Annotated in this window: 21 protein-coding genes; 14 read left to right on the top strand and 7 right to left on the bottom strand. The window is 63.6% G+C overall.

What is annotated here, in order from left to right:
- The first annotated feature begins 12 nt into the window (after positions 1-12).
- The 10 genes from GC1_RS02830 to GC1_RS22320 all read left to right on the top strand — a co-directional run bounded on the left by GC1_RS02830 (position 13) and on the right by GC1_RS22320 (position 11,947).
- On the top strand, positions 13-645 hold the full coding sequence (locus GC1_RS02830) for a DUF2460 domain-containing protein (protein ID WP_019298464.1): 633 nt from the start codon (positions 13-15) through the stop codon (positions 643-645).
- Positions 642-1,529, top strand: a complete 888-nt coding sequence (locus GC1_RS02825; RefSeq protein WP_019298465.1) for a DUF2163 domain-containing protein — start codon at positions 642-644, stop codon at positions 1,527-1,529. Before GC1_RS02830 ends, GC1_RS02825 begins: the two co-directional genes overlap by 4 nt.
- Positions 1,526-2,089 (top strand): peptidase, encoded by a 564-nt coding sequence (locus tag GC1_RS22775; protein ID WP_019298466.1) that lies wholly within the window; start codon positions 1,526-1,528, stop codon positions 2,087-2,089. Before GC1_RS02825 ends, GC1_RS22775 begins: the two co-directional genes overlap by 4 nt.
- 16 nt (positions 2,090-2,105) lie before the next feature.
- Positions 2,106-6,020 carry a baseplate multidomain protein megatron gene (locus GC1_RS02815; protein WP_019298467.1) on the top strand — a complete coding sequence of 1,305 codons (3,915 nt, stop codon included), beginning with the start codon at positions 2,106-2,108 and terminating at the stop codon, positions 6,018-6,020.
- Entirely contained in the window at positions 6,017-6,325 is a 309-nt protein-coding gene (locus GC1_RS02810; protein WP_019298468.1) for a DUF7742 family protein, read from the top strand. Before GC1_RS02815 ends, GC1_RS02810 begins: the two co-directional genes overlap by 4 nt.
- Positions 6,326-6,749: 424 nt before the next feature.
- Positions 6,750-7,568 (top strand): serine O-acetyltransferase, encoded by an 819-nt coding sequence (gene cysE, locus GC1_RS02800; protein ID WP_019296878.1) that lies wholly within the window; start codon positions 6,750-6,752, stop codon positions 7,566-7,568.
- Positions 7,569-7,867: 299 nt separating this feature from the next.
- Entirely contained in the window at positions 7,868-8,932 is a 1,065-nt protein-coding gene (cysK, locus tag GC1_RS02795; protein WP_019296877.1) for a cysteine synthase A, read from the top strand.
- 233 nt (positions 8,933-9,165) lie between these two features.
- Positions 9,166-9,621 carry an ester cyclase gene (locus GC1_RS02790; RefSeq protein WP_019296876.1) on the top strand — a complete coding sequence of 152 codons (456 nt, stop codon included), beginning with the start codon at positions 9,166-9,168 and terminating at the stop codon, positions 9,619-9,621.
- 315 nt (positions 9,622-9,936) lie between these two features.
- Positions 9,937-10,776, top strand: coding sequence for a DUF2189 domain-containing protein (locus GC1_RS02785; RefSeq protein ID WP_036762228.1), 840 nt, complete (start codon positions 9,937-9,939; stop codon positions 10,774-10,776).
- Positions 10,777-11,065: 289 nt separating this feature from the next.
- On the top strand, positions 11,066-11,947 hold the full coding sequence (locus GC1_RS22320) for a hypothetical protein (protein WP_152612405.1): 882 nt from the start codon (positions 11,066-11,068) through the stop codon (positions 11,945-11,947).
- Between the two features lie 153 nt (positions 11,948-12,100).
- Here GC1_RS22320 and GC1_RS02780 read toward each other — a convergent pair whose 3' ends face one another.
- The 3 genes from GC1_RS02780 to pdhA form a co-directional block, all read right to left on the bottom strand.
- Positions 12,101-13,420, bottom strand: a complete 1,320-nt coding sequence (locus tag GC1_RS02780; RefSeq protein ID WP_019296874.1) for a pyruvate dehydrogenase complex dihydrolipoamide acetyltransferase — start codon at positions 13,418-13,420, stop codon at positions 12,101-12,103.
- 163 nt (positions 13,421-13,583) lie between these two features.
- On the bottom strand, positions 13,584-14,957 hold the full coding sequence (locus tag GC1_RS02775; protein ID WP_019296872.1) for a pyruvate dehydrogenase complex E1 component subunit beta: 1,374 nt from the start codon (positions 14,955-14,957) through the stop codon (positions 13,584-13,586).
- A 16-nt stretch (positions 14,958-14,973) separates the two neighbouring features.
- Entirely contained in the window at positions 14,974-15,987 is a 1,014-nt protein-coding gene (pdhA, locus tag GC1_RS02770; protein ID WP_019296871.1) for a pyruvate dehydrogenase (acetyl-transferring) E1 component subunit alpha, read from the bottom strand.
- 302 nt (positions 15,988-16,289) lie between these two features.
- On the opposite strand from pdhA, the gene GC1_RS02765 reads away from it, so the two are divergent.
- Positions 16,290-17,045, top strand: a complete 756-nt coding sequence (locus tag GC1_RS02765) for an SDR family oxidoreductase (RefSeq protein ID WP_029204874.1) — start codon at positions 16,290-16,292, stop codon at positions 17,043-17,045.
- Between the two features lie 51 nt (positions 17,046-17,096).
- Here GC1_RS02765 and GC1_RS02760 read toward each other — a convergent pair whose 3' ends face one another.
- From GC1_RS02760 to GC1_RS02750, 3 genes are all read right to left on the bottom strand, one after another.
- Positions 17,097-17,396 carry an FtsB family cell division protein gene (locus GC1_RS02760; protein ID WP_019296869.1) on the bottom strand — a complete coding sequence of 100 codons (300 nt, stop codon included), beginning with the start codon at positions 17,394-17,396 and terminating at the stop codon, positions 17,097-17,099.
- A 149-nt stretch (positions 17,397-17,545) separates the two neighbouring features.
- Positions 17,546-18,688: a M24 family metallopeptidase gene (locus GC1_RS02755; RefSeq protein ID WP_019296868.1), complete on the bottom strand. Its 1,143-nt coding sequence runs from the start codon at positions 18,686-18,688 to the stop codon at positions 17,546-17,548.
- Between the two features lie 140 nt (positions 18,689-18,828).
- Positions 18,829-20,019, bottom strand: coding sequence for a phosphoglycerate kinase (locus GC1_RS02750; RefSeq protein ID WP_019296867.1), 1,191 nt, complete (start codon positions 20,017-20,019; stop codon positions 18,829-18,831).
- A gap of 140 nt (positions 20,020-20,159) precedes the next feature.
- Here GC1_RS02750 and GC1_RS02745 point away from each other — a divergent pair, with 140 nt between their 5' ends.
- The 3 genes from GC1_RS02745 to GC1_RS02735 all read left to right on the top strand — a co-directional run bounded on the left by GC1_RS02745 (position 20,160) and on the right by GC1_RS02735 (position 22,324).
- A complete protein-coding gene (locus GC1_RS02745) occupies positions 20,160-20,666 on the top strand; it encodes a peptidylprolyl isomerase (RefSeq protein ID WP_019296866.1) in 507 nt (168 codons plus the stop codon).
- Positions 20,659-21,207: a peptidylprolyl isomerase gene (locus GC1_RS02740; protein WP_019296865.1), complete on the top strand. Its 549-nt coding sequence runs from the start codon at positions 20,659-20,661 to the stop codon at positions 21,205-21,207. Before GC1_RS02745 ends, GC1_RS02740 begins: the two co-directional genes overlap by 8 nt.
- 154 nt (positions 21,208-21,361) lie before the next feature.
- A complete protein-coding gene (locus GC1_RS02735; RefSeq protein WP_036762226.1) occupies positions 21,362-22,324 on the top strand; it encodes a DUF3179 domain-containing protein in 963 nt (320 codons plus the stop codon).
- A 54-nt stretch (positions 22,325-22,378) separates the two neighbouring features.
- Here GC1_RS02735 and GC1_RS02730 read toward each other — a convergent pair whose 3' ends face one another.
- Positions 22,379-23,797, bottom strand: coding sequence for a calcium-binding protein (locus GC1_RS02730; RefSeq protein ID WP_052265105.1), 1,419 nt, complete (start codon positions 23,795-23,797; stop codon positions 22,379-22,381).
- Positions 23,798-24,135: the final 338 nt, after the last annotated feature.

Raw genomic sequence — 24,135 nt, 5'->3', positions numbered from 1 at the left:
GAGGGTAACCTTATGAATTTTCACGAAGTCCGCTTTCCCGCCTCGCTCAGCTTCGGCTCCGTCGGCGGGCCGGAACGGCGCACCGATGTGGTGACGCTGGCCAACGGTTTTGAGGAGCGCAACACCCCCTGGGCGCACTCCCGCCGCCGCTATGACGCGGGCCTTGGCCTGCGCGCGCTGGAGGATATCGAGGTGCTGATTGCCTTTTTCGAGGCCCGTCAGGGGCAGCTTTACGGCTTCCGCTGGAAGGATTGGAGCGATTACAAATCCGCCCGGCCCAGCGCCGGGGTGGCGTTTGACGATCAGGAAATCGCAACGGGTGACGGCAGCACCGTGAGTTTCCAGCTCGCCAAGACCTACCGCTCCGGGGCCTTCACCTATCAGCGCCCGATTGCCAAGCCGGTGGCGGGCACCGTGCGGGTTGGGATCGAGCAGGACGAACTGCGCGAAGGCGTGGATTACGAGCTGGACACCGCCACAGGGCTGATCACCCTGGCGCATCCGCCGGAGGTGGGCCTCAGCATCAGCGCCGGGTTTGAATTCGACGTGCCGGTGCGCTTTGACACCGCCAGCATCCAGACCAGCGTGGCGTCATTCCAGGCCGGCGAGGCACCTGCAGTTCCGGTGGTGGAGGTGCGGGTATGAGCAGTGTTCCCAATGACTTGCGCGCCCATCTTCAATCCGGTATCTCCACCGTCTGCCGTGCCTGGGCACTGACCCGGCGCGACGGCGCGGTGCTGGGATTCACCGACCACGACTGCGTCCTGTCCTTTGATGGCATCACCTTCCAGCCCGGCAGCGGTCTCACCGCGCGGGCGGTGCAGCAGGCCACCGGCCTGTCGGTCGACAACACCGAGGCCTTGGGGGTTCTGAGCGATGCCGCCGTGCGCGAAGAAGACATCGAGGCAGGCCGGTTCGACGGCGCTGAGGTGCGCTGCTGGCTGGTCAACTGGCAGGATGTCACAATGCGCTGGCTGCAATTCCGCGGTTCGATTGGAGAGATCCGCCGGGCCGGCGGCGCCTTTGAGGCAGAGTTGCGAGGGCTGACCGAGCAGCTGAACCAGCCGCAGGGGCGGATTTTTCAGACGCCCTGTACGGCGGTGCTGGGCGACAGCGCGTGTGGGTTTGATCTGAGCACGCCGGGCTATGCCATCGAAACGGCAGTGGAAACAGTGGAGCGCAGCGAGGACTTCCGCTGGAACGCGCTGCCGGGGTTTGAGCCGGGCTGGTTTGCGGATGGCCGCCTGACGGTGCTGAGCGGTGCGGCACAGGGCCTGTGGGCCGCGGTGAAGTCCGACCAGTCCACCGCCGCGGGGCGCAGGATCACCTTGTGGGAACCCATCCGCGCCGTAGTGCAGCCGGGTGATACGGTGCGGCTGGAGGCAGGCTGCGACAAGCGGATGGAGAGCTGCCGGCTGAAGTTCAACAACCTTTTGAATTTCCAGGGATTCCCCGACATTCCGGGCGAGGACTGGATCATGGCGGTGCCGCGGCAGTCCGGTGTGAACACCGGGGGCAGCCGCAGATGAGCCGGGTTGTGGAGGCCGCGCGCGGCTGGATCGGCACGCCTTATGTGCATCAGGCGTCCTGCAAGGGCGCGGGCTGCGATTGCCTGGGCCTGATCCGGGGCCTATGGCGCGAGCTGTTGGGCGCGGAGCCGGAGCTGCCGCCCGCCTATACGATGGACTGGTCAGAGCCGCAGGGGGCTGAGGCGCTGTGGCAGGCCGCGGCGCGGCATCTGGCGGCGAAGCCGTTGCAGGACGCCGCACCCGGTGACGTGATCCTGTTCCGGATGCGCGAGGGATCGGTGGCCAAGCATCTGGGGGTGCAGTCCAACGTTTGTTTTCAAAGCGGTCAGGGCAGTGCCCGGCCGCGGGGGGGCGAGAAGCGCCCGTCCGTTTTGCCGGAGGCAAACCTCCGGTTTGACGGAGCGGACGGGCGCTGCCCGGCCTTCGGCCAGGCGGAACAAGTACGAAATGTCCCGTCCTTCATCCACGCCTACGCCGGTCACGGGGTTGTGGAAAGCCCGCTGAGCCCGCCCTGGCAGCGCCGTATCGTGGCGCGGTTTCACTTCCCCGGCATGTCCTGACAAAGGAGCTGATCTGATGGCAACCATTCTTCTTTCTGCCGCCGGCGCGGCGGTTGGCGGCGCAATTGGCGGCACCGTGGCGGGGCTGTCCTCTGCCGTGATTGGCCGTGCAGTGGGCGCTACCCTGGGGCGGCTGATCGACGAGCGGCTCCTGGGCTCCGGCGCTGATCCGGTGGAGACCGGCAAAGTTGACCGCTTCCGCCTGACCCAGGCCAGTGAAGGCGCGCCGATGGCGCAGGTCTATGGCCGGATGCGGCTGGGCGGCCAGGTGATCTGGTCCTCGCGTTTTCTGGAGACCTCGCAGACCAGCGGCGGCGGCGGCAAGGGCCGGCCCAGCCAGCCGCAGGTCACCAGCTACAGCTATTCGGCCTCTCTGGCGATTGCGCTGTGCGAGGGCGAGATCGCCAGCGTCTCCCGCGTTTGGGCTGATGGTGAGGAAGTGGCGCCGAAGGATTTGAACATGACCGTCTACCGCGGCACGGCGGATCAGCTGCCGGACCCGGTGATGGAGGCGATCGAGGGCGCAGGGCAGGTGCCTGCCTACCGCGGCACGGCCTATGTGGTGATGGAGAACCTGGAGCTGGGACGGTTCGGCAACCGCGTGCCGCAGTTCTCCTTTGATGTCTTGCGCCCCGAGCAGCCCGCCAGCAGCACCTATGCGCAGGACCTGGGCCGGATCGTGCAGGGCGTGGCGCTGATGCCCGGCACCGGGGAATATGCGCTGGCTGCGGATGTGGTGCAGTATTCCGGCGGGCCGGGGGATGCAAAGGCGGCAAATGAACATACGCCCTCAGGGCTTTCCGATCTAAAGACCTCGCTGAATGCGCTGGAGGCAGAGCTGCCGTCCTGCGGCGCGGCCTCGCTGATTGTGTCGTGGTTCGGCGGCGACCTGCGCTGCGGCAGCTGCACGCTGAAACCCAAGGTGGAGCATAAGCTGGCCGAGGGGAACATGGCCTGGACTGTCAGCGGCGTGACCCGCGCAGGTGCTGAGGAGGTGCTGAAGGAGGACGGCGAGCCGCTCTATGGCGGCACGCCTGCCGATGCCTCGGTGATCCAGTCGATAAGGGAAATGCAAGGCCGCGGCCTTCGGGTGATGTTTTACCCCTTCATCCTGATGGATCAGGCAGAGGGCAACGCGCTGTCGGATCCCTGGACTGGCGGCGCCAGCCAGCCGCATTTGCCGTGGCGCGGGCGGATCACCTTGTCGGTGGCTCCGGGCCAGCCTGGCTCACCCGATGGCACCGCGGCGGCGGATGCGGAGGTGGCGGCGTTCTTTGGCTCCGTGACGGCGGCGGATTTCACCGTGGGGGACGGAACCGTCACCTACAGCGGGCCTGACGAATGGAGCCTCAGCCGGTTTATCCTGCACAATGCAGCGCTGTGTGCGGCGGCGGGCGGGGTGGAGGCGTTTTGCATCAGCTCCGAGATGCGCGCGCTGACGCAGATCCGCGGCGCCGGCGGCTTCCCGGCTGTGCTGGCATTGAAAGGGCTGGCGGCAGAGGTGCGCAGCCTGCTGGGGATGGAGACCAAGATCGGCTATGCCGCCGACTGGTCGGAATACTGGGGCTATCAATCGCCGGAGGGCGACCGGTATTTCCACCTGGACCCGCTGTGGGCGGATGAAAACATCGACTTTATCGGGATCGACAACTACATGCCGCTGTCCGATTGGCGGGAGGGTGATGATCATCTGGACGCGCGGGCCGGTGTGCCGTCGGTCTATGACCTCGGCTACCTCAGCGGCAATGTGGAGGGCGGTGAAGGGTTTGACTGGTACTACCATTCCCCCGAGGCGCGGGAGGCGCAGATCCGCACCCCGATCACCGATGGTGCGCATGATGAGCCCTGGGTGTGGCGCTACAAGGATATCCGCAGCTGGTGGATGCAGGAGCACTTTGAGCGCATCGGCGGGGTGCGGCAGGTGGTTCCGACGGACTGGGTGCCGCAATCAAAGCCCGTGTGGTTCACCGAACTGGGCTGTGCTGCCATCGACAAGGGCACCAACCAGCCGAACAAGTTTCTGGACCCCAAAAGCTCAGAATCGAAACTGCCGCGCTATTCCAACGGCTTGCGCGACGATCTGATGCAGATCCAGTACCTGCGCGCGTTTCTGGGGTATTGGGGCGCGGCCGCGAACAACCCGCTGTCAGAGGAATACGATGGCCGGATGCTGGATATGTCCAACGCCTATGTCTGGGCCTGGGATGCGCGCCCCTTTCCGGCCTTTCCGGCGCGGGTGGAGATTTGGAACGACGGCGAAAACTACCTGCGCGGCCATTGGCTGAACGGGCGCGCGGCGCAGCGCACGCTGGCCTCTGTGGTGGAGGAAGTGTGCCACCGTGCGGGGCTGTATGACATTGACGTCACTGGGCTTTATGGCGTGGTGCATGGGTTTGTGAACCCGGATGTCGCGGATGCCCGCGCGGTGCTGCAGCCCTTGATGCTGCGGCACGGGTTTGACGCGGTGGAGCGCGACGGGGTGCTGAGGTTCCGGATGCGCAAGGGCATCGTGACGGAAGCGCTGCAGTTGGAGCATCTGGCCGACAATGACGAGATGGACGGCAGCCTGGAGCTGGCCCGCGCCAGCGAGGCGGAACTGGCGGGCCGGGTGCGGCTGCGGTTCACCGAATGGGGCGGCGACCATGCTGCGGGCTCGGTCGAGGCGGTGCTGCCCGACGAGGCGACGCATAGCGTCAGCCAGAACGAGCTGCCGCTGGCCATGACCCGGGCCGAGGCGCGCCAGACCGTCGCCCGCTGGCTGGCGGAAGCGCGGATTTCCCGCGACACCGCGCGGTTCGTTCTGCCGCCCTCGCTGCTGCATCTTGGGGCGGGCGATGTGGTGTCCCTGCCAGTGGAGGGCAAGGACCAGCTCTACCGTATTGACCGGGTGGAGCAGGCGGAGGCGCAGACGGTAGAGGCGGTCAGGATCGAGCCCGGCACCTATGATCTGGCCGCGGTGGCGGAGGAGCTGCCGGGGGTCAATGCCTTTGCCGCCCCCGGCCCGGTGCTGCCGTTGTTCATGGACCTGCCGCTGATGCGCGGGGATGAGGTGCCGCACGCGCCGCATCTGGCGCTGACGGCGGCGGCCTGGCCCGGCAGCGTCGCGGTTTACGGATCAGAGGCGGATGAGAATTACGTTCTGGAACAGGTGGTTGCGGCACGGCAGGTGATCGGCGTCACGGAAACGCCGCTGTTTTCTGCCGGGGCCGGGCGCTGGGACTTGGGCGCGGACCTGCAGGTCAGGCTGATCTCCGGAAGCTTGGAAAGCCGCACGGTGGAGGCGGTGCTGAACGGTGCCAACGCCGCCGCCATCGGTGATGGCACGCCCGGCAACTGGGAACTGTTCCAGTTCCGCGAGGCGGAGCTGATTGCGCCGCAGACCTACCTGCTGCGGGGCCGGTTGCGCGGTCAGCAGGGCAGTGATGCGCTGATGCCTGATGTTTGGCCCTCCGGCTCCTATGTGGTGCTGCTGGACGGCACCCCGGTGCAGATGGAACTGGCACCGGAACAGCGCCGCCGGCTGCGCCACTACCGGATCGGCCCGGCGCGGCGCGCGCTGGAGGACCCATCCTATTTGCATCTGCAGGAGGCGTTTGAAGGAAATGGCCTGCGCCCCTATGCACCGGTGCATCTGCGGCTGAATGGTGCGCTGGGGCAGGACCTGTCGGCGGGCTGGATACGCCGCACACGGATCGAAGGCGACAGCTGGGAGCTGGACGAGGTGCCGCTGGGAGAGGAGATCGAGAGCTACCGCATCCGGGTGATGCGCGGCGCCACCGTGCTGCGGGAGGAGACCTCTGCCACGCCCTCCTGGGCCTATCCGGCGGCGGCGCAGGCGCTGGACGGGGTGCAGGCGGGTGACGTGCTGGAGGTGGCGCAGCGCTCAGCCCGGTTTGGTGCCGGGCCGGCGGCAGAGGCCGTTCTGGGATGATCCGCCCGGTGCTGCCCGGCGATGTGTCCGCAGTGGCGCGGGCGCTGCTTCTGGTGCCGGCAGCTGAGCGGCTTGCCCTGTGCCGCAGGATCTTCGGCGGCGCGGCGGAGGCCGCGGTTTATGGCCGCCTGTATTGCCGTTTGCATCCGCGCTGGGGCGACGGGAGTTTAAGCGCCGCGGCCCGGCGGTATGCGCTGGCGGATGAACCGTTTCTGGATGATCCGGCATATCTGGACTGCACAAGGCTAGTGCTGCGGGAGCTGGCCTCTGTGCTGGAAACCGGCAGGGAGGGTCCGGCCGGCTGATCCAAAATGGAAACCTGCCAAACCATCTGTTGGGCTGGCGCCGCTTGCCTCAGGCAGCGATGCGAGAGATTGGCTGCTAAGGGGGAGCGCCTGCCTGCGGGGTGGCGCTCCAACAGTTCTGTGTGGCAGTTTATTCCGGCAACGTCCGTACTAACTTTCCAAGGAGCTCCGCACTCTCAAAAGCGCCAGCCCGTGCGGGCGGGCAGGCGCTCGCCCGGCGCCTGCGGCTTGATTCCGGGCGGGATGGGGCATCACCCGAAAGCGAAGCATTCTCTGCCGCCAGTTCCGCCAGCCGGATGGTGATCTGCTGCTTCAGCCCCGCCTGATCGGACTCATTCATTTTGAAAATATGCCTCATCACGGGTTTGCGTTTGCTGCAAACCACCTTAGATGGGTAGTCTGAGCGGAGAAAGGACGTTGACCCATGGCAAAAACACAGCAAGCCGTTACTCCGGTGGATCCCGTATGGGACCGCATCACCCGCGAAGCTGAGGAGGCCGTTGCCACCCAGCCGCTGATGGGCGGGCTGATTCACGCCTGTATCCTGCACCACAAGACGCTGGAAAAGGCGCTGTCCTACCGGATTGCCGCCAAGCTCTGCTCGAATGAAATGTCGATGATGGTGCTGCGCGAGATCGTTGACGAAGCCTATGAGACCTGCCCGGAAATCCTGGAGGCAGCGCGCGCCGACCTGATGGCGATCAATGAGCGCGACCCGGCAAGCCACCGGCTGCTGCAGCCGATCCTCTACTTCAAGGGGTTCCAGGCGGTGCAGGCCTACCGTGTCAGCCATTACCTGTGGGACAAGGGGCAGAAGGATCTGGCCTATTTCTTCCAGATGCGGACGTCGGAGATTTTCGGGATCGACATCCACCCCGGCGCGCGTCTTGGCAAGGGGATCATGATTGACCATGCCCATTCCATCGTGATCGGCGAGACCGCAGTGGTGGGCGACAATGTCTCTATGCTGCATTCGGTGACCCTGGGCGGCACCGGCAAGGAAGAGCAGGACCGCCATCCGAAGATCGGCGACGGGGTGCTGATCGGCGCCGGCGCCAAGGTTCTTGGCAACATCAAGGTCGGCCATTGCAGCCGCATTGCAGCCGGGTCCGTGGTGCTGGCAGAAGTGCCGCCCTGCACAACGGTTGCGGGCGTGCCTGCGAAGATTGTCGGCGAAGCGGGTTGCGACCAGCCGTCGATCAACATGGACCAGGTGGTTCCGGCGGGGTCTCCTGCGGAGTGAGGCCTCTGGCTGCCGGACTGGGAAGTTGAGTATTTGAGCAAAGAAGAAGGGGCGGGTTCCGCCCCTTTTTTGATGGTCCTATCTGGCGTGAATATTGTTTTGAATAAAAGGGTTGCGGGTGGGTTTTGATCTGCTGCGTGCAGGCGGTGCGGCCTGCGGTTCTGCAAATGCCGGGTTGTGGCGGAGGCTGGTCTTAATCGCTGTCCGGTGCCGCCGGCTGGCTTGAACCCGGCGGCGGCGGGGCGCATATTCCTGACCAACAGCTTCTTTTTCTGCAGTTTCGATTTGGGGGACAGATCATGATTTATACAACCGAAGGCCGCGGGCGTCTGTTTGGCTCGATCCTGGAGACGGTGGGCAACACGCCCGTGATCCGGCTGAACAATATCGCGCCGGCGCATGTCACCATGTATGTGAAATTCGAGGCGTTCAACCCGGCGGGATCGGTGAAGGACCGGCTGGCGCTGAACATCATCGAGGCGGCGGAGCGCGAAGGGCGGCTGAAGCCGGGCCAGACCGTGGTGGAGGCGACCAGCGGCAACACCGGGATCGGGCTGGCGATGGTCTGCGCCGCCAAGGGCTACCCGCTGGTCATTACCATGCACGACGGGTTCTCGGTCGAGCGGCGGCGGCTGATGCGGATGCTGGGCGCCAAGGTGGTGCTGACCCGCAAGGAAGACAAGGCGGTTGGCATGGTGGTGAAGGCCAAGGAACTGGCGGAGGCCAACGGCTGGTTCCTGGCGCATCAGTTCGAGACCAAGGACAACGCCGACATCCATGAGAGCACCACTGCGCAGGAGATCCTGGGCGATTTCGAAGGTGAACGGCTGGATCACGTGGTGCTGGGCTATGGCACCGGCGGCACCGTGTCGGGCCTGGGGCGGGTGCTGAAGGGCGCGCGGCCGGATCTGAAGATCACCCTCAGCGAGCCCGCCAACGCGGCGCTGGTGCAGTCCGGTGAGGCGCAGGCGCGCAACGACGAGGGTGAGCCCGCGGCGACCCATCCGGCGTTCAACCCGCATCCCATTCAGGGCTGGACCCCGGATTTCATTCCGCTGGTGCTTCAGGAGGCGCTGGACAAGGGTTACTTTGATGCGCTGGAACCGGTGAGCGGTGACGAGAGCATCAAGTGGTCCCGGCGGCTGGCAGCGGAGGAAGGCATCCTGGCGGGGATTTCCAGCGGCGGCAGCCTGGCGGCGGCGATGAAGGTCGCGGAAAGCGCGCCGGAGGGATCGGTGCTGCTGGCGGTGCTGCCGGATACCGGCGAGCGCTATCTGTCGACACCGCTGTTTGAGGATATCCCGGCGGAGATGGATGCGGCGGAGCAGGCGCTGTCGGCCTCGACGCCCGGGTATCAGTACTGAGCGGCGGACTGCCGCAGGCGTAGCGCCGCCGCTGGCGGGGTGCTGGCGGCGGCTGTTGCGCAAATGAGTATTTTGGAAAAGATGAAGGGGAGCGGTTGCGCTCCCTTTTTTCATGCGTTTGGAGGCAAATGGGTGCGCCCGATTTCCGGTAGCGGCTTCGAAGGCTGCCGGGGCGAAGCAGACTTTCCGCAGGGACTATGGTATTTCTTGCACATACAGTCTGGAGAAGAGGGATGTGTGAGGAGAATAAGGCGCTTGTCGAACGGTACTATCGCGAAGTCATGACGATTGGGCAGGGAGACACGGTGAAGTTTGATGAGTTTGTGGCGTCTGATGCGGTGCTGCACAATTCTTACTTTAATCCGCCTGTTGGGCCTGAGGCGTGGAAAGAACGCGTGCGGATTTTCACGACGTCGTTCTCTGACGTTGAAATCACGCTGGGAGAGGTGCTGGCCGAGGACGACAGGGTCGCAACGCAGATGATCTATCGCGGAACGCATACCGGAGAGTTTCTGGGGGTGCCGGCCAGCGGAATACGCGTCGCGGTGGATGAAATCCAGATCATGCGCATCAAAGACGGGATGATTACCGAACGCCGCAGCGTGATCGATATGATCAACTTGCTTGCTCAAATCGGGGCGACTGAAATTCCGGCATCTTATCGCGGCGCAGCCATTCCCGGGACCTGACTCAGGTGGCTATCAGTGCCGAGCGGCGCGCCGCCCGAGAGCATGGCGCCGCAGCGGGCGGGGTGCTGGCGGCGGCTGCGGTGCAGGTGAGTATTTGGTCAAAGAAGAAGGGGGCGCGCGCGCTCCCTTTTTCGGTTTGGGGCTTTGGGGGCCTGTAAAGGGCGTCTGACGGTGTGGTCGCGTTGCAGCGCCATGCGCCCCTTGCCCTGGTGCCGGGGCTGATGCACACTTCCATGTACAGGAGGGATGTCTGTTTCATTGCCTGGCCCGTTTGCACGGGGGCCAGCACGGGTCATGCTTTGGAAGGAGTGTGCCATGACGTCCAAGACCGGAAGTTCCACATCACCGGAAAGACGGAAGCCGCGGCCGCGCAGCGTGCTCGAGGTCAACAGGCTGACTGCAGGTGATATCAGCGCATCGCTGAAGGCCGGGTTTGCCGATTTTCTGGCGCGCCCGGTCATGAGCGGCTTCTTTGGCCTGTTCTATGCGGTTTTCGGCATCCTGTTTGTCTGGTGCCTGGTCTGGCTGGGCAAGATCTGGATGATCATTCCCGCCGCCGTGGGCTTTCCGCTGGTGGCGCCTTTTGCCGCGGCCGGGCTTTATGAAATGTCGCGGCGGATCAAGGCGGGCGAGAGTTTCGGCTGGTCAGACATCCTCAGCGTGATGGTTCGCCAGCGCAACCGGGAAATGGGCTGGATGGCCTTTGTCACCCTGTTCATTTTCTGGGTGTGGATGTATCAGGTCCGGCTTTGGCTGGCGATCACCCTGCAAAACGCGTCCTTCTCGGATTTCGAGGGGTTCCTGCACGCGGTCTTCTTTACGCCGCAGGGTTGGGCTTTTCTTGCGGTTGGCACCTGTGCCGGCGCGTTTCTGTCGGCTGTCCTGTTCACGGTGACCGTCGTTGCGATGCCCATGCTGCTGGACCGGGACACCAATTTCGTGACGGCCATGCTGACGTCGATCCGCGCGGTTGCGGAAAATCCGGTGGTCATGCTGGGCTGGGCGGCGATCATCTCCGCCGCCATGCTGGTGTCGCTGGTTCCGGCGTTTCTGGGCCTGATCGTCACGCTGCCAGTTCTGGGGCACACCACCTGGCATCTGTACCGGCGGGCGGTGCCGCCGGCGGAGGCGGGGGCTGCCAACGGTGCTGTTTGACGGCATCCCAGCAAAGTTGGTTGTGGCGGAGCAGGCGCTGTATGCGCCCGGATATCAGTGCTGCGAAAGTGAGTACTTGGTGAAAGATGAAGAGGGGACGGGAAACTCCTTTTCGAGCCCTGATGGCAATCCCGAACGAGATCTAGCGCGCGCTTCAGTGTCCACTACGCCGGACTTTGCTGCCGTTTGAACCCCAACATCAAATGTCCGCTTTGCTTGTTGTTCAAGAAGACACGTGGCACTCTCGGCAAGGGCAAGAGCTCAAGTTTCGCAGTAAAGCAATTCAAGTGTGGCAGAATTGAAAAAGTGCATCGAATGCCAAAAAGAAATTGAGACGGCCGCGAATCTCTGCGTCGAGTGCGGGTCCCATCAAGATTGGCGTCGGCATATCAAAGTATGGACACCGCTTCTCGGATTTCTCCTAGCGTTTCTGGCTTTTGTTTTTTCGATTTCTCCGCAGATCAAGTCGGCGTGGTTTCCGTCACCTCCCAAATTTAGCGCCTACCTTAGGTCGGTGTCTGAACGCAGCGTAACTTTCGATGTTTCAAACCTAGGCGAACAGCGGCTAATCATTGATCCAGTATTGAAGTGCACCGCGGCCAATAGAATTGACGAAAGGATTGTCGACTATGAAGAGCCGTTTCGAGTTTGGTTCACAACTGTTGAAGGTCAATCGGACAGGCCAATAACTGTTGCAGAGTTTGGCGGAAGTGAGGTCGCGACCTTTGCCATCCCTCAGGATTTGGGGGGTAGCTGGCTCGAAAACAGTGCTGTCTTCTTGCCTCCGGAAGATGAAAGAGTGAGCGACATAAAGGAGCGTTTTTCGCCTGGATTGACGCTTAGGCACACTTGGTTTGGGGCTAGCCGCGCATCGAAGATACCTGTCTACCACATCATCGGTAAAGACGGCTTGATATCACTTCAGCCAGTTTCAGACATAGCAACCTTCTGTCAGTTGACTGCTCTTGATCCGGTTTCTGGAAAAGAAGTAAGCGAAGGTTTTGCTATTTGGCAAGTCGGCAACGACCTTTGGCAAGGCGGACGTGCCAACCTACTGTATGACGTATTAGGTAGCTTAATCTACGTTCGTGGACCTGGCGGTTTGAATGAAACAGATCCAGAGCTATGCAATTCGGACTCTCCGCCTTGGGGTTGCATTACCGAAGACTGAGTTCTTATCTCTCCCTGAAAGCTTTCTTTCATCGTTCGCGCAGCATCAGGTAAATTGGGCTCAAACAGCCCTTCGTGATCAGTTGTTGCTTAATGCACAAAAGCCCCGGGGCTAGGACCGGGGCTTTTGCCGTTTCGCAGTGGCTGCAACCAATCAGGCCAGCATCACCATCGGGTTTTCCAGGTTGTCGACGATGGCCTTCAAGAGATCCGCGCCGAGGGCGCCGTCGATGACGCGGTGGTCGACCGACATGGTGACGCTCATTACGGTGGCGACCTTCAGCTCGCCGTCAGCACCCACAACCGGCTTCTTGACGCCGGAGCCGACCGCCAGGATGCCCGCGTGCGGCGGGTTGACGATGGCGTCGAAGTTGTCGATGCCGAACATGCCGAGGTTGGAGATTGCAAAGCTGCCGCCCTGGTATTCATGCGGCGCCAGCTTGCGGTCGCGGGCGCGGGAGGCGAGGTCCTTCATCTCAGCCGACAGGGCCGACAGGGATTTGGTGTCGCTGTCCTGCAGGACCGGAGTGAACAGCCCGCCCTCGATGGCGACGGCCACCGCCACGTCGGAGGCTTTCATCTTCAAGACCCGGTCGCCGGCCCAGACCGCGTTGGCGTCCGGCACCGCCTGCAGCGCCAGGGCCACGGCCTTGATGATGAAGTCGTTGACAGAGAGCTTGACGCCGCGGCCTTCGAGCTGCTTGTTCAGTTCACCGCGGAATTTCAGCAGCGCGTCGAGCTGGATGTCGCGGCGCAGGTAGAAATGCGGGATGGTCTGCTTGGCCTCAGTCAGGCGGGCGGCGATGGTCTTGCGCATGCCGTCCAGCTTGACCTCTTCGAACGCGCGGCCCTCGTACATGCGGGCAACCATGTCGGCAGAGGGGCCGGCAGGGGCTGCAGCAGCGGCAGGTGCGGCGGCCGGAGCGGAAGCTGCCGGTGCAGCAGCGGCTGCGGCCTGCGGCTTTGCATCCATGACGTCAGCCTTGACGATGCGGCCCTTGGGGCCGGAGCCCTTGATGGCGCTCAGGTCCAGGCCCTTGTCGGCGGCGATGCGGCGGGCCAGCGGCGAGGCGAAGATGCGGCTGCCGTCAGCACCCTGCGGTGCAGCGGGGGCGGCTTTGGCCTCTTCCTTGGGCGCGGCTGCGGGGGCTTCCGCTTTGGCCGCGGGGGCCTCTTCCTTGGACGGGGCAGCAGCGCCGCCGCCGGAGGACTGGATGTCATCGGCGCTTTCGCCGTCTTCCAGCAGCACCGCGATGGGGGTGTTGACCTTCACGCCCTCGGAGCCTTCGGCGATCAGGATCTTGCCGACCACGCCTTCGTCCACGGCTTCAAATTCCATGGTGGCCTTGTCGGTTTCGATCTCGGCGATCAGGTCGCCGGAGGAGACGGTGTCGCCCTCCTTGACCAGCCATTTGGCAAGGGTGCCTTCCTCCATGGTGGGAGAAAGCGCGGGCATCAGGATTTCGGTGGGCATTTAGTTTTCTCCCGTTTCGGAGCAGCGGCCGGCCCGTATCTCAAGATCATTGATGTATGAGTTCATCATTGCGTTGTGCAGTCCATCCTTGAACTCTGCCGACGCAAAGCCGGCAAAGAACACAAATGGGATCAAGAGAAACAGCCAGCGCTTTCTCATTTAGTTACCGGTAGGTCACTTGCTTAACGGCTTCGACCACTTCATCCGTGGTGATCAGCGCGTGGCGTTCCAGATTGGCGGCATAGGGCATCGGGACGTCCTTGCCGGTGCAGGTCACAACCGGCGCGTCCAGATAGTCGAACGCCTGCTGCATCACCTCGGAGGCGATGTAGCTGCCGACGGAGCCCTGCGGCCAGCCTTCCTCGACGGTGACCAGACGGTTGGTCTTCTTGACCGATTCAATCACCGTGGGAAGGTCCATCGGGCGCAGGGTGCGCAGGTCGATGACTTCAGCCGAGATGCCGTCCTGGGCCAGCTTGTCTGCTGCCTCCAGCGCGTATTTCATGCCGATGCCGAAGGAGACGATGGTGGCGTCAGAGCCTTCGCGCCAGATACGGGCCTTGCCGAAGGGGATGGTGAAATCGTCCATCTTGGGCACTTCAAAGCTTTGGCCGTAGAGGATTTCATTCTCCAGGAAGATCACCGGGTTGTTGTCGCGGATCGCGGTCTTCATCAGGCCCTTGGCGTCGGCGGCGGAGTAGGGCATCGCCACTTTGAGGCCCGGGATCTGCATGTACCAGGCGGCGTAGTCCTGGCTGTGCTGAGCACCGACGCGGGCGGCGGCGCCGTTGGGGCCGCGGAACACCATCGGGGCACCCATCTGGCCGCCGGACATATAGAGCGTCTTGGCCGCAGAGTTGATGATGTGGTCAATCGCCTGCATGGCGAAGTTGAAGGTCATGAACTCGACAATCGGGCGCAGGCCCCCGAAGGCGGCGCCGGTGGCGATGCCGGCAAAGCCGTGTTCGGTGATCGGGGTGTCGATAACCCGCTTGGCGCCGAATTCGTCCAGCAGCCCTTGCGAGACCTTGTAAGCGCCCTGATACTCGGCGACTTCCTCGCCCATCAGGAACACGTCCTCGTCGCGGCGCATTTCCTCTGCCATGGCGTCGCGCAGCGCTTCGCGCACGGTGGTCTGCACCATTTCGGTGCCTTCCGGGTAGTCCGGTTCCAGCACGCGGCTTTCGACCGGGGCAGGCGCGGCGGCGGCAGCGGCGGGGGCTGCGGGCGCCTCAGCTGCGGGTGCCGGGGCTTCAGCAGCCGGGGCAGGGGCGGCGGAGGCATCATAGCTTTCGCCGTCTTCCAGCAGCACCGCAATCGGGGTGTTCACCTTGACGCCTTCGGTGCCTTCACCGATCAGGATCTTGCCGACGGTGCCTTCGTCGACGGCTTCAAACTCCATCGTTGCCTTGTCGGTTTCGATCTCGGCCAGAATGTCGCCGGAGTTCACGGTATCGCCTTCCTTGACCAGCCATTTGGCCAGGGTGCCTTCCTCCATGGTCGGCGACAGGGCGGGCATAAGAATTTCAGTTGCCATGTCTTTGTCTTCCCTCTCAGGCGGTTTCCTGCGGCACTTCGTCCGCGTAGATGTCGGTCCAGAGTTCCTCGAGGGCCGGTTCCGGGCTTTCCTTGGCAAACTCGGCGGACTTGTTGACGATCTCCTTGATTTCCTTGTCGATCGCCTTGAGGTCTTCCTCGGTCGCGTGCTTGCCGGTCAGCAGCATCTCGCGGACCTGCTCGATCGGGTCGCGCTCCTCGCGCATCTTCTGGACCTCTTCGCGGGTGCGGTACTTGGCCGGGTCCGACATCGAGTGGCCGCGGTAGCGGTAGGTCTTCACTTCGAGGATGTAGGGGCCGTCGCCGCTGCGGCAGTGGGCCACGGCGCGCTCGCCTGCTTCCTTCACCGACAGCACGTTCATGCCGTCCACTGCTTCGCCCGGGATGCCGAAGGCCTTGCCGCGTTCCCAGATCTCGGCGCTGGAGGTGGAGCGCTGCTGCGAGGTGCCCATAGCGTACTGGTTGTTCTCGATCACGAAGACCACCGGCAGTTTCCACAGGGCAGCCATGTTGAAGGTCTCGTAGACCTGGCCCTGGTTGGCTGCGCCGTCGCCGAAATAGGCGAAGGTCACGCGGCCGTTGTCCTTGTACTTGTCGGCAAAGGCAAGGCCCGCGCCGATCGGCACCTGGGCGCCGACGATGCCGTGGCCGCCATAGAAATGCTTCTCCTTGGAGAACATGTGCATGGAGCCGCCCTTGCCCTTGGAGTAGCCGCCCTCGCGGCCCGTGAGCTCAGCCATGACGCCGTCCGGGTCCATGCCGCAGGCCAGCATGTGGCCGTGGTCGCGGTAAGAGGTGACGCGCTTGTCGCCTTCCTCGGCTGCGGCCTCAAGACCCACAACAACCGCTTCCTGGCCGATGTAGAGGTGGCAGAAACCACCGATCAGGCCCATGCCGTAGAGCTGGCCCGACTTTTCCTCGAATCGGCGGATCAGCAGCATCTCGCGGTAGTGTTTCGTCAGTTCTTCGGCAGAAACGTTTGGTTTCTTTGCGCTTTTTCTAGCGGCCATGGTGGTCAGCTCCCCCTGAAGGCTAGATAGTTTAGTGTTAAACAAATTCATAGCGGGTTTTGGCCCGGCTGAATAGTGCTATTCTGCCGCGGGCTGGACGCAGGGTAAAGATCCGCCGATTGGCGCGCAGAAATGCAACAATTGGGGCTGGCGCAGGGGCAGGGCGGATCCCGTCGGCAGCACTCTGCCGGCCCGGATCTTGCGGTTACGGTCCGGGCCGCGCGGCAAGCGCAAGATCCGGGTCGCCCTGCCGTGTCTTTCCTCCTTTCCTGAATGGCGTGCAAAAACTGAAAGGCATGACCATGGAACTGAAAGACAAGACGATCATCATTACCGGGGCCAGCAGCGGGATCGGCGCGGCCGCGGCGCTGCTGTTTGCCGCTGAAGGGGCGAATGTGGTGCTGGGCGCGCGCCGGGAGGAACGGCTGCGCGCCATTGCCGGGCAGATTGAGCAAAGCAACGGGCGCGCCGTTTTCCTGGCCGGGAATGTTTGCGACGCGGCCTATGCCAAGGCGTTGGTTGAATTGGCGGAGGAACGCTTTGGCGGTCTGGACGGCGCGTTTAACAATGCTGGCATGATGGGGGATATGGGCCCCATTGCGGAAATGGAGCCGGGCAACTGGCAATCCGTCCTGACGACCAACCTCACCAGCGCATTTCTGTCAGCCCGGGCGCAGATCCCGGCGCTGCAGCGGCGGGGCGGCGGGGCCATTGTCTTTACCGGGACCTTTGTCGGCGTCAGCAATGGCGGCATGCCGGGCATGGCGGCCTATGCCGCGTCGAAGGCCGGGCTGCTGGGGCTCACGCAGTCGCTGGCCTCAGACCATGCAGCGGAGGGGATCCGGGTGAATACGATCCTGCCGGGGGGCACCAAGACGGATATGGCTGGCGATGATCCAGCAACGCATGAGTTCATCGCCGGTTTGCACCCGCTAAAGCGGATGGCTGAACCGAAGGAGATTGCCCAGTCGGCGCTGTTTCTGCTGTCGGACAGAGCAAGCTTTATGACCGGTGCTCCGGTCTCTGTTGATGGGGGTATTGCGGCCCGGCTGCTGTAAGAGTCCTGCCGCCGGCTGCGGAGCGGCTGGCGGCAATCTGCGCTGGCTGGATCAGCGGATCACGATCTCGTCCGCGCGGACGAGACCGAGAACCGTGCGTGCCTGTTCGTCGAGGAGGTCAAGGTCGAGGTAGTCGTCGGACAGGCGGCGTGTCAGATTTTCCATCTCGCTGATGCGGGATTGGAGGCGGCCAAGATCCTGCTGAAGTTCTTCTGCTTCGGCCTGGATCTCAACCCGTCTGAACAGCCCGAAGTCGCCCTGCACCGCCGCAAAGGTGAAGTACGCGCTGAGCGCGAAGGCGATGGCAAAAAAGGTGATGGCGCCCAGGGACGGGCGGTTGCTTCGGGTCACTTTGGAGGTGCCTGTATGTTACTGCTCATGTTGTATTTTGCGCCGTTTGCCGGCGTCTGAAAACAGCATGCCACACGCGGCTGTGCTTGGGAATCCCAAATCTGTCCGCGGGCGTGTTTTTTATGGGGTTCTGGCGGGTGCCGGGATGGTCAGAGGATCATGTCCTGCAGTGCCTTGGGGTGGGTGGTGATCTGCTCGTAGCCGTCACCGGTGATGATGAAGCTGTCGCCGACCTGGGCGCGGAAGGTATCCGTGGCGACAGAACCGTCGACCGCAAAGACCATGCCGGGCTGCAGAACGGTTGTGTCGCCGGTCACCAGCTGCGGGCGTTCCAGAAAGCTGAAGCCGGTGGCGCGGCCGCAGCGGAACGGGTAGCTGAAGCCTGCGTCCTGGATCACCCCGGCATAGGCGCGGTGCACCTCCTGCGCCTGAACGCCGGGGCCGAGGACGTCCAGCGCGGCCTTCTGGCTGGCCACGGCCACCTCGTAGATGCGGGCCTGTTCCGGGTCCGCCTCGCCGATCCAGAAGGTGCGGTCGAAGCCCAGTTTGAAGCGGTGGAAATTGGTCATGCCGCAGAAACACAGAAACACCGGCTCACCGTGCTGCATGATGCGGGTGGAGGCGCGGTGGTGGGTCTTGGTAATGTCCCGGCCTGAGGCCATGATCTGCAGGAAATGGGTGCTGGGGGACATGTTGGCATCGCTGTAGTGGGTGCTGAGCAGCTCCGCCGCGGTGCGGGTGCCGGCCTGGGAGGTGGCGATGGCGACCTCGTATTCCGGCACACCGGCGGCGATGGCGCCGCGGCCTGCGGCCATCATGGCGCCGGCAACCTGGCCTGCGTGGCGGGCCAGCTGCAGCTCTTCGGAGGATTTGATCATCCTGAGGTCCGACAGTGCCGGGGTGATGCTGGTGATCTCGGTGCTGCCCGCCAGTTCGCCAACGCAGGCGCGCACCATCGGCGGCATGTGGTCCGGTTCAACCGCGATGCGGGCGGCACCGGCCAAGGCGGCTGGCAGTTCGGCGCGCCATTCAGCCCCGTCGCCGTCGTTCCAGGCGGCGATGCGGTCCACCTGCGCGACCTCCTCCGCCATCACCACGTCGATCACCGGGGTGATCAGGAGGGACGGGCCGTTGCAAGGAACCACCAGGATGGTGGGGCGGCCGAACTCCATATGCAGATAGTCGTAGTAGCCGGTCAGGTAATAGACGCTGTCGTCGTCGGTGATCAGGGCCACGCCGATGCCGGCCTCTGCCATCTTCTGCCTGAGACGGGTCATGCGGTCCTGGAACATGGCGGGCCTCCGCTTTTGCCGGTGTCTTGGCGTGACGCTACGGGGGCGGGGAGGGCCGGGGCAAAGCATTTATTGTCCCGTGACAAAGAAAACGCCCCGGCGGTGAGGCCGGGGCGCGGTCATACGGAAAGGTATTTGGCTTACTGATCCAGAGCCGCAACGCCGGGCAGCACTTTGCCTTCCATCCATTCCAGGAAGGCGCCGCCGGCAGTGGAGATATAGGTGAAGTCGCCGGCAGCACCCGAGGCGTTCAACGCCGCCACGGTGTCGCCGCCGCCGGCCACGGAGATCAGCTGGCCGGAACGGGTCATGGCCGCTGCTTTCAGCGCGGCAGAGTTGGTGGCGGCGTCAAAGGGTTCCAGCTCAAACGCGCCGAGCGGGCCGTTCCAGATCAGGGTCTTGCTGTTGGCAAAGACCTCGATGATGCGGGCGACGCTTTCCGGCCCTGCGTCCAGGATCATGCCGTCCTCGGGGCATTGATCGGCGGGCAGGATTTCGTGCGGCGCGTTGGATTCGAACTTCTTGGCGACCACGATGTCGGAGGGCAGAATGATCTCGCAGCCCGCGGCCTCGGCCTTGGCCAGGATTTCGGCTGCGGTGTCCTTCATGATGCGTTCGGCCAGCGAAATGCCAACCGGCAGGCCCTTGGCGACCAGGAAGGTATTGGCCATGCCGCCGCCGATCACCAGGTGGTCGACCTTCTCAATGAGGTTGCCCAGCAGTTCCAGCTTGGTGGAGACCTTGGCACCGCCGACCACGGCAGTCACCGGGCGCTGCGGCTGGCCGAGCGCACTTTCCAGCGCTTCGAGTTCGGCCTGCATCAGGCGGCCGGCGCAGGCGGGCAGCAGGCGGGCCAGAGCCTCGGTCGAGGAATGGGCGCGGTGGGCGGCGGAGAAGGCGTCGTTGCAGTAAACCTCGCCCAGGCGGGCCATGCCGGCGGCCAGGTCCGGGTCGTTCTTGGTCTCGGCGGCGTGGAAGCGGGTGTTTTCAAGCAGGAGAACTTCGCCCGGCTGCAGCGCGTCTGCGGCGGCCTCAGCCCCGGCGCCGACACAATCGGCGGCAAACAGGACCTTGGTTTCAAAGGCGCGCTCCAGCGTCGGCACCAGCTGGTTCAGCGACAGGTTCTCGCGCCGCTCGCCGCCGGGGCGGCCGAAGTGGGCCAGCAGGATCGGCTTGCCGCCTGCGGCCAGAATGTCGCGCACGGTGGGGGCGATGCGGCGGATGCGGGTGGAGTCGGTCACCACGCCGTCGACGATCGGCACGTTGATATCCACGCGCACCAGCACGCGCTTGCCGTTCAGATCCATGTCGTCGAGTGTTTTCCAGCCCATCTGCGAGACCCCTCATTGGTGAAATTGCCGATAAATCCGCGCGCTGTTTCGGGGGTTTTTGCGCATCAGTCAATGCTCCCTTGGCATTTCCGGGCTCTGGGCTTAGGTATCTGTGCAAATTTCGACGACAGGAGGGCCAGATGGCCGAGATTAAAGATCCCGAAAACACCATCATCATCGAGCTGAAGGACGGCAATGTGGTGATCGAGCTGCTGCCCGACGTGGCGCCGAAGCATTCCGAGCGGATGAAGGAACTGGCCCGCGGCGGCGAATATGATAACGTCTGCTTCCACCGCGTGATCGACGGTTTCATGGCGCAGACCGGCGATGTGGCCAACGGCGACATGGAAGACGGCTTCAACATCCGCATGGCGGGCACCGGCGGCTCCAGCCTGCCGGACCTGCCGGCCGAGTTCTCCAAGCTGCCGCATGACCGCGGCACCCTGGGCGCGGCACGCTCGCAGAACCCGAACTCCGCCAACTCGCAGTTCTTCATCAACTTCAAGGACAACCACTTCCTGAACGGCCAGTACACCGTTTACGGCCGTGTCATCGAAGGCATGGAGCATGTGGACGCGATCACCCGCGGCGAGCCGCCTGCGAACCCGGACCGGATGATCTCCGTCAAGGTTGCTGCGGATGCGTAAGGCGCTTTCGCTGGTGGCCCTGCTGGCGGCAGGGCCTGCCTTTGCCACCGGCCTGGAGGTCCAGGTCGAAGGCGAAGCCAACGGCACCATCAAGATCGACCTCTTTGAGGATGTGGCGCCCAAGCATGTGGAGCAGATCACTGCGCTGGCGGCGGAAGGCCAATATGATGGCGTGGTGTTTCACCGCGTGATCGAGGGCTTCATGGCGCAGACCGGCGACGTGGAGTTCGGCCGGGTCGGCGGCGACATGAGCTACGCCGGGCGCGGCGGCTCTGACCGCCCGGACCTGCCGGCCGAGTTCTCCGACCTGGCGTTTGACCGCGGCGTCGTGGGTATGGCGCGTTCGCAAAGCCCGAACAGCGCCAACTCGCAGTTCTTCATCATGTTTGATGCGGGCCATTTCCTGAATGGCCAGTACACGGTTGTCGGCAAGGTGACCGAGGGCATGGATGTGGTCGATGCAATCAAGCGCGGCGCCGGCAACAACGGTTCTGTGATCGGCCAGCCGGATGCGATGACCAAGGTGACCGTGACCGAGTAATCGGGTCCGGTTGTCCGTAAGATTGAGGCCCGCGCCCGGCATTCCGGGGGCGGGCCTTTGCTTTTGCCGGGCGCTAACGGCAGGTCACAAGCCCGTGCCGCCCTCTGTTCTGCGCCGCTCTGCCGCCGTTTACTGGGGCAGGAGGCGTTTGATCATGTTCAAAGGTGTTTTGTTGTGTCTGGCGCTGCTGCTGCCGTCGGGTGCTGCCGCCGATCCGCAGGTCTGGAAGCGGGAGTGGCCGCAGACCGATTTCAGCCGCACCAATGTGCCGGAGTGGCGCCAGATCCGTTCTGGCGGGGTGGGCAAAGACGCGATCCCGGCGCTGGATGAGCCGCAGTTCGTGGAGGCCGCCAAGGCGCGGCGGCTGAAGCCGCGGGAGCCGGTGATCACGCTGCAGATGGAAGGGGCCAAGCCACGGGCCTATCCGCTGCGCTACCTGACCTGGCATGAGATCGTGAACGACGTGGTGGCCGGGGTGCCGGTGGCGGTGACCTATTGCCCGTTGTGCAATTCCGCGGTGACATTTGACCGGCGCACGGCGGCAGGCACGTTGAGTTTCGGCGTCAGCGGCAAGCTGCGGTTTTCCGACATGGTGATGTATGACCGCGAGAGCCAGAGCTGGTGGCAGCAGGCAACCGGCACCGGCATCGTCGGGCGGATGACCGGCACCAGGCTGAAGACGCTGCCGAGCTGGGTTGAGAGCTGGCAGGAGTTCACCGCGCGCAACCCGGACGGGCTGGTGATGGCAGAGCCGGGCTGGAACCGGGATTACGGGCGTAACCCCTACCGCGGCTATGATACCGCGAAATGGCCGTTCCTCTATGACGGCAGCCCGCCGCCGCATGGGGTGGCGCCGATGGCGCGGGTGGTGCGCGCCGGCAGCCGCGCCTGGCCGCTGGACCGGCTGGCGCAGGAGGGCGAGATCCGCGAGGCCGGTCTGGTGCTGAGCTGGCGGGCGGGGCAGGCCTCAGCCCTGGATACAAGGCGGCTGGCGCAGGGGCGCGATATCGGCAGCGTCCGGGTTCGGGACGGGACAGGCCGGGACGTGGCGCATGACGTGATGTTCGCCTTTGCCTTCCACGCTTTCTGGCCGGAGGGCAGATGGATGCTGAATTGAATAAGGCGCGCCGGGCAGGGCGCGCCATTGTATTATTTGCTGCGGAAACCGCTGTCAGAACAGGAAGTTATCCGCGTCCTGCAGCTGCGCCAGGGTGATGTCCTCTACCAGCAAGGTCACGTTGGAGAAGGACACCAGCACGTCATCCCCCTGGGTTTGGAAATTGAGATCGCCCATGCCGGAGGCACCTATTCCGATCCTGATGCGGTCCAGGCCGGCGGTGAAATCCTGGATGGTGTCATTGCCGTAGCCGCTGTGGAAGACGAAGACATCGGCACCGGTGCCGCCGTGCAGCTGGTCATCGCCCGCCATGCCCCGCAGCGTGTCATTGCCGGCACGCCCGTGCAGGGTGTCGCTGCCCGCTTCACCCAGAAGAATGTCGTCGCCGTAGCCGCCTGACAGGAAATCGTCACCGCTGCCCGCCTTGAGGGTGTCGTTGCCCATGCCTCCCTGCAGGGTGTCGTGGCCTGTTTGCCCAAAGAGCAGGTCATCACCCGGGCCGCCGTACAGGGTGTCGTCGTCGGTGCCGCCATAGAGGAGATCAGCGCCGCTGTTTGCCTCCAGCCGGTCGTTGCCCGGTCCGCCGTAAAGGGTGTCGTCGCTGACGCGGTCCCGAAGGCCATATCCCTTCACCGTGTCATTGCCCTCGCCCCCATTGAGCAGGTCGCTGTCCGCCCCCCCGGAAAGAGTGTCGTTTCCGTGCTGGCCATAGAGGGTGTCAGTTCCATTGTCCCCGCGAATCAAGTCATCGCCAGTCCCGCCATACACCTTGTCGTTGCCCAAGTGCGCACTGACGGTGTCGTCTCCGGAATCGCCGAAAATCACATCATGGCCCTCATGCGCGTACAGTAGGTCGTTGCCGAGATTGCCGCTGAGTTTGTCGTTGCCCGTCCACCCTAGCAAGGTGTCATCGCCAGCTCCGCCAACCAGCACGTCATTGCCTGCCTCGCCGCGCAGATTATCAGGCTGCTTTCCGCCATGCAGAAAATCGTCGCCATAACCGCCATACAGGGTATCGTAACCTCTTTGGCCATAAAGCCTGTCGTCACCTGCGCCGCCGTAGATCTTGTCTCTGCCCGCGCCGGCTTCGATAGTGTCATCGCCGGTGTAACCTTGAATTGTATCCTTGCTGTCCAGGAGGGAGGAGTAAATGTCGTTGCCGGCAAATGCCGCATAACCGAATTTCTTCGAGCCGTCTCCGAAAAGGTCCGCGTATGTAGCGGTGAGGCGGGTGCCCTTCAAAAATTCAGTGCCGTCATACCAGAGCGAGAAAGCTGTTACGGTGCTGTCTGCTGAGGCGGTTCCGGAATTGTCGTAGGTAAAACTTCCCGTGAACTCGTAGATGATGCCGTCCTTTTGCACCCTCAGGCTGGAGGCGGTTGCCGAAACGACGGTCGCGCCTTCGATCGTAAAATCAAACAGTTTATAGCTGGGGATGGCGCCTTCGGTTTCGGTGACGGTAATCCAGGCCATATACAGAGAAATCCTGCCATTTATACGGGAAAGGTCGTGGTCAAAAATGTCACTTTGAGTGTAAGTTGCTCAATCACAAGCCGCAAGGGTTGAGTGGTATCGCCTTTGGGTGGAGCGAATGGTTTCGCAGCTTACAACACGTAAAAGGCGCGCCGGGCAGGGCGCGCCTTGGTTCGTTTGAAAGCGGTGGAAGCTGTCAGAACAGGAAGTTGTCCGCGTCCTGCAGCTGCGCCAGGGTGATGTCCTCGACCAGGATGGTGACGTTGGAGAAGGACACCAGCACGTCATCGCCGCGGGTCTGGAACTCAAGGTCGCCCATGCCGTTGGCGCCGACGCCG

It is taken from the genome of Leisingera sp. ANG1 (assembly GCF_000203975.2).
GTDB lineage: Bacteria > Pseudomonadota > Alphaproteobacteria > Rhodobacterales > Rhodobacteraceae > Leisingera.
Note: the sequence above shows the minus strand (reverse complement) of the source record. Positions and strands in the feature narration are given on the sequence as shown.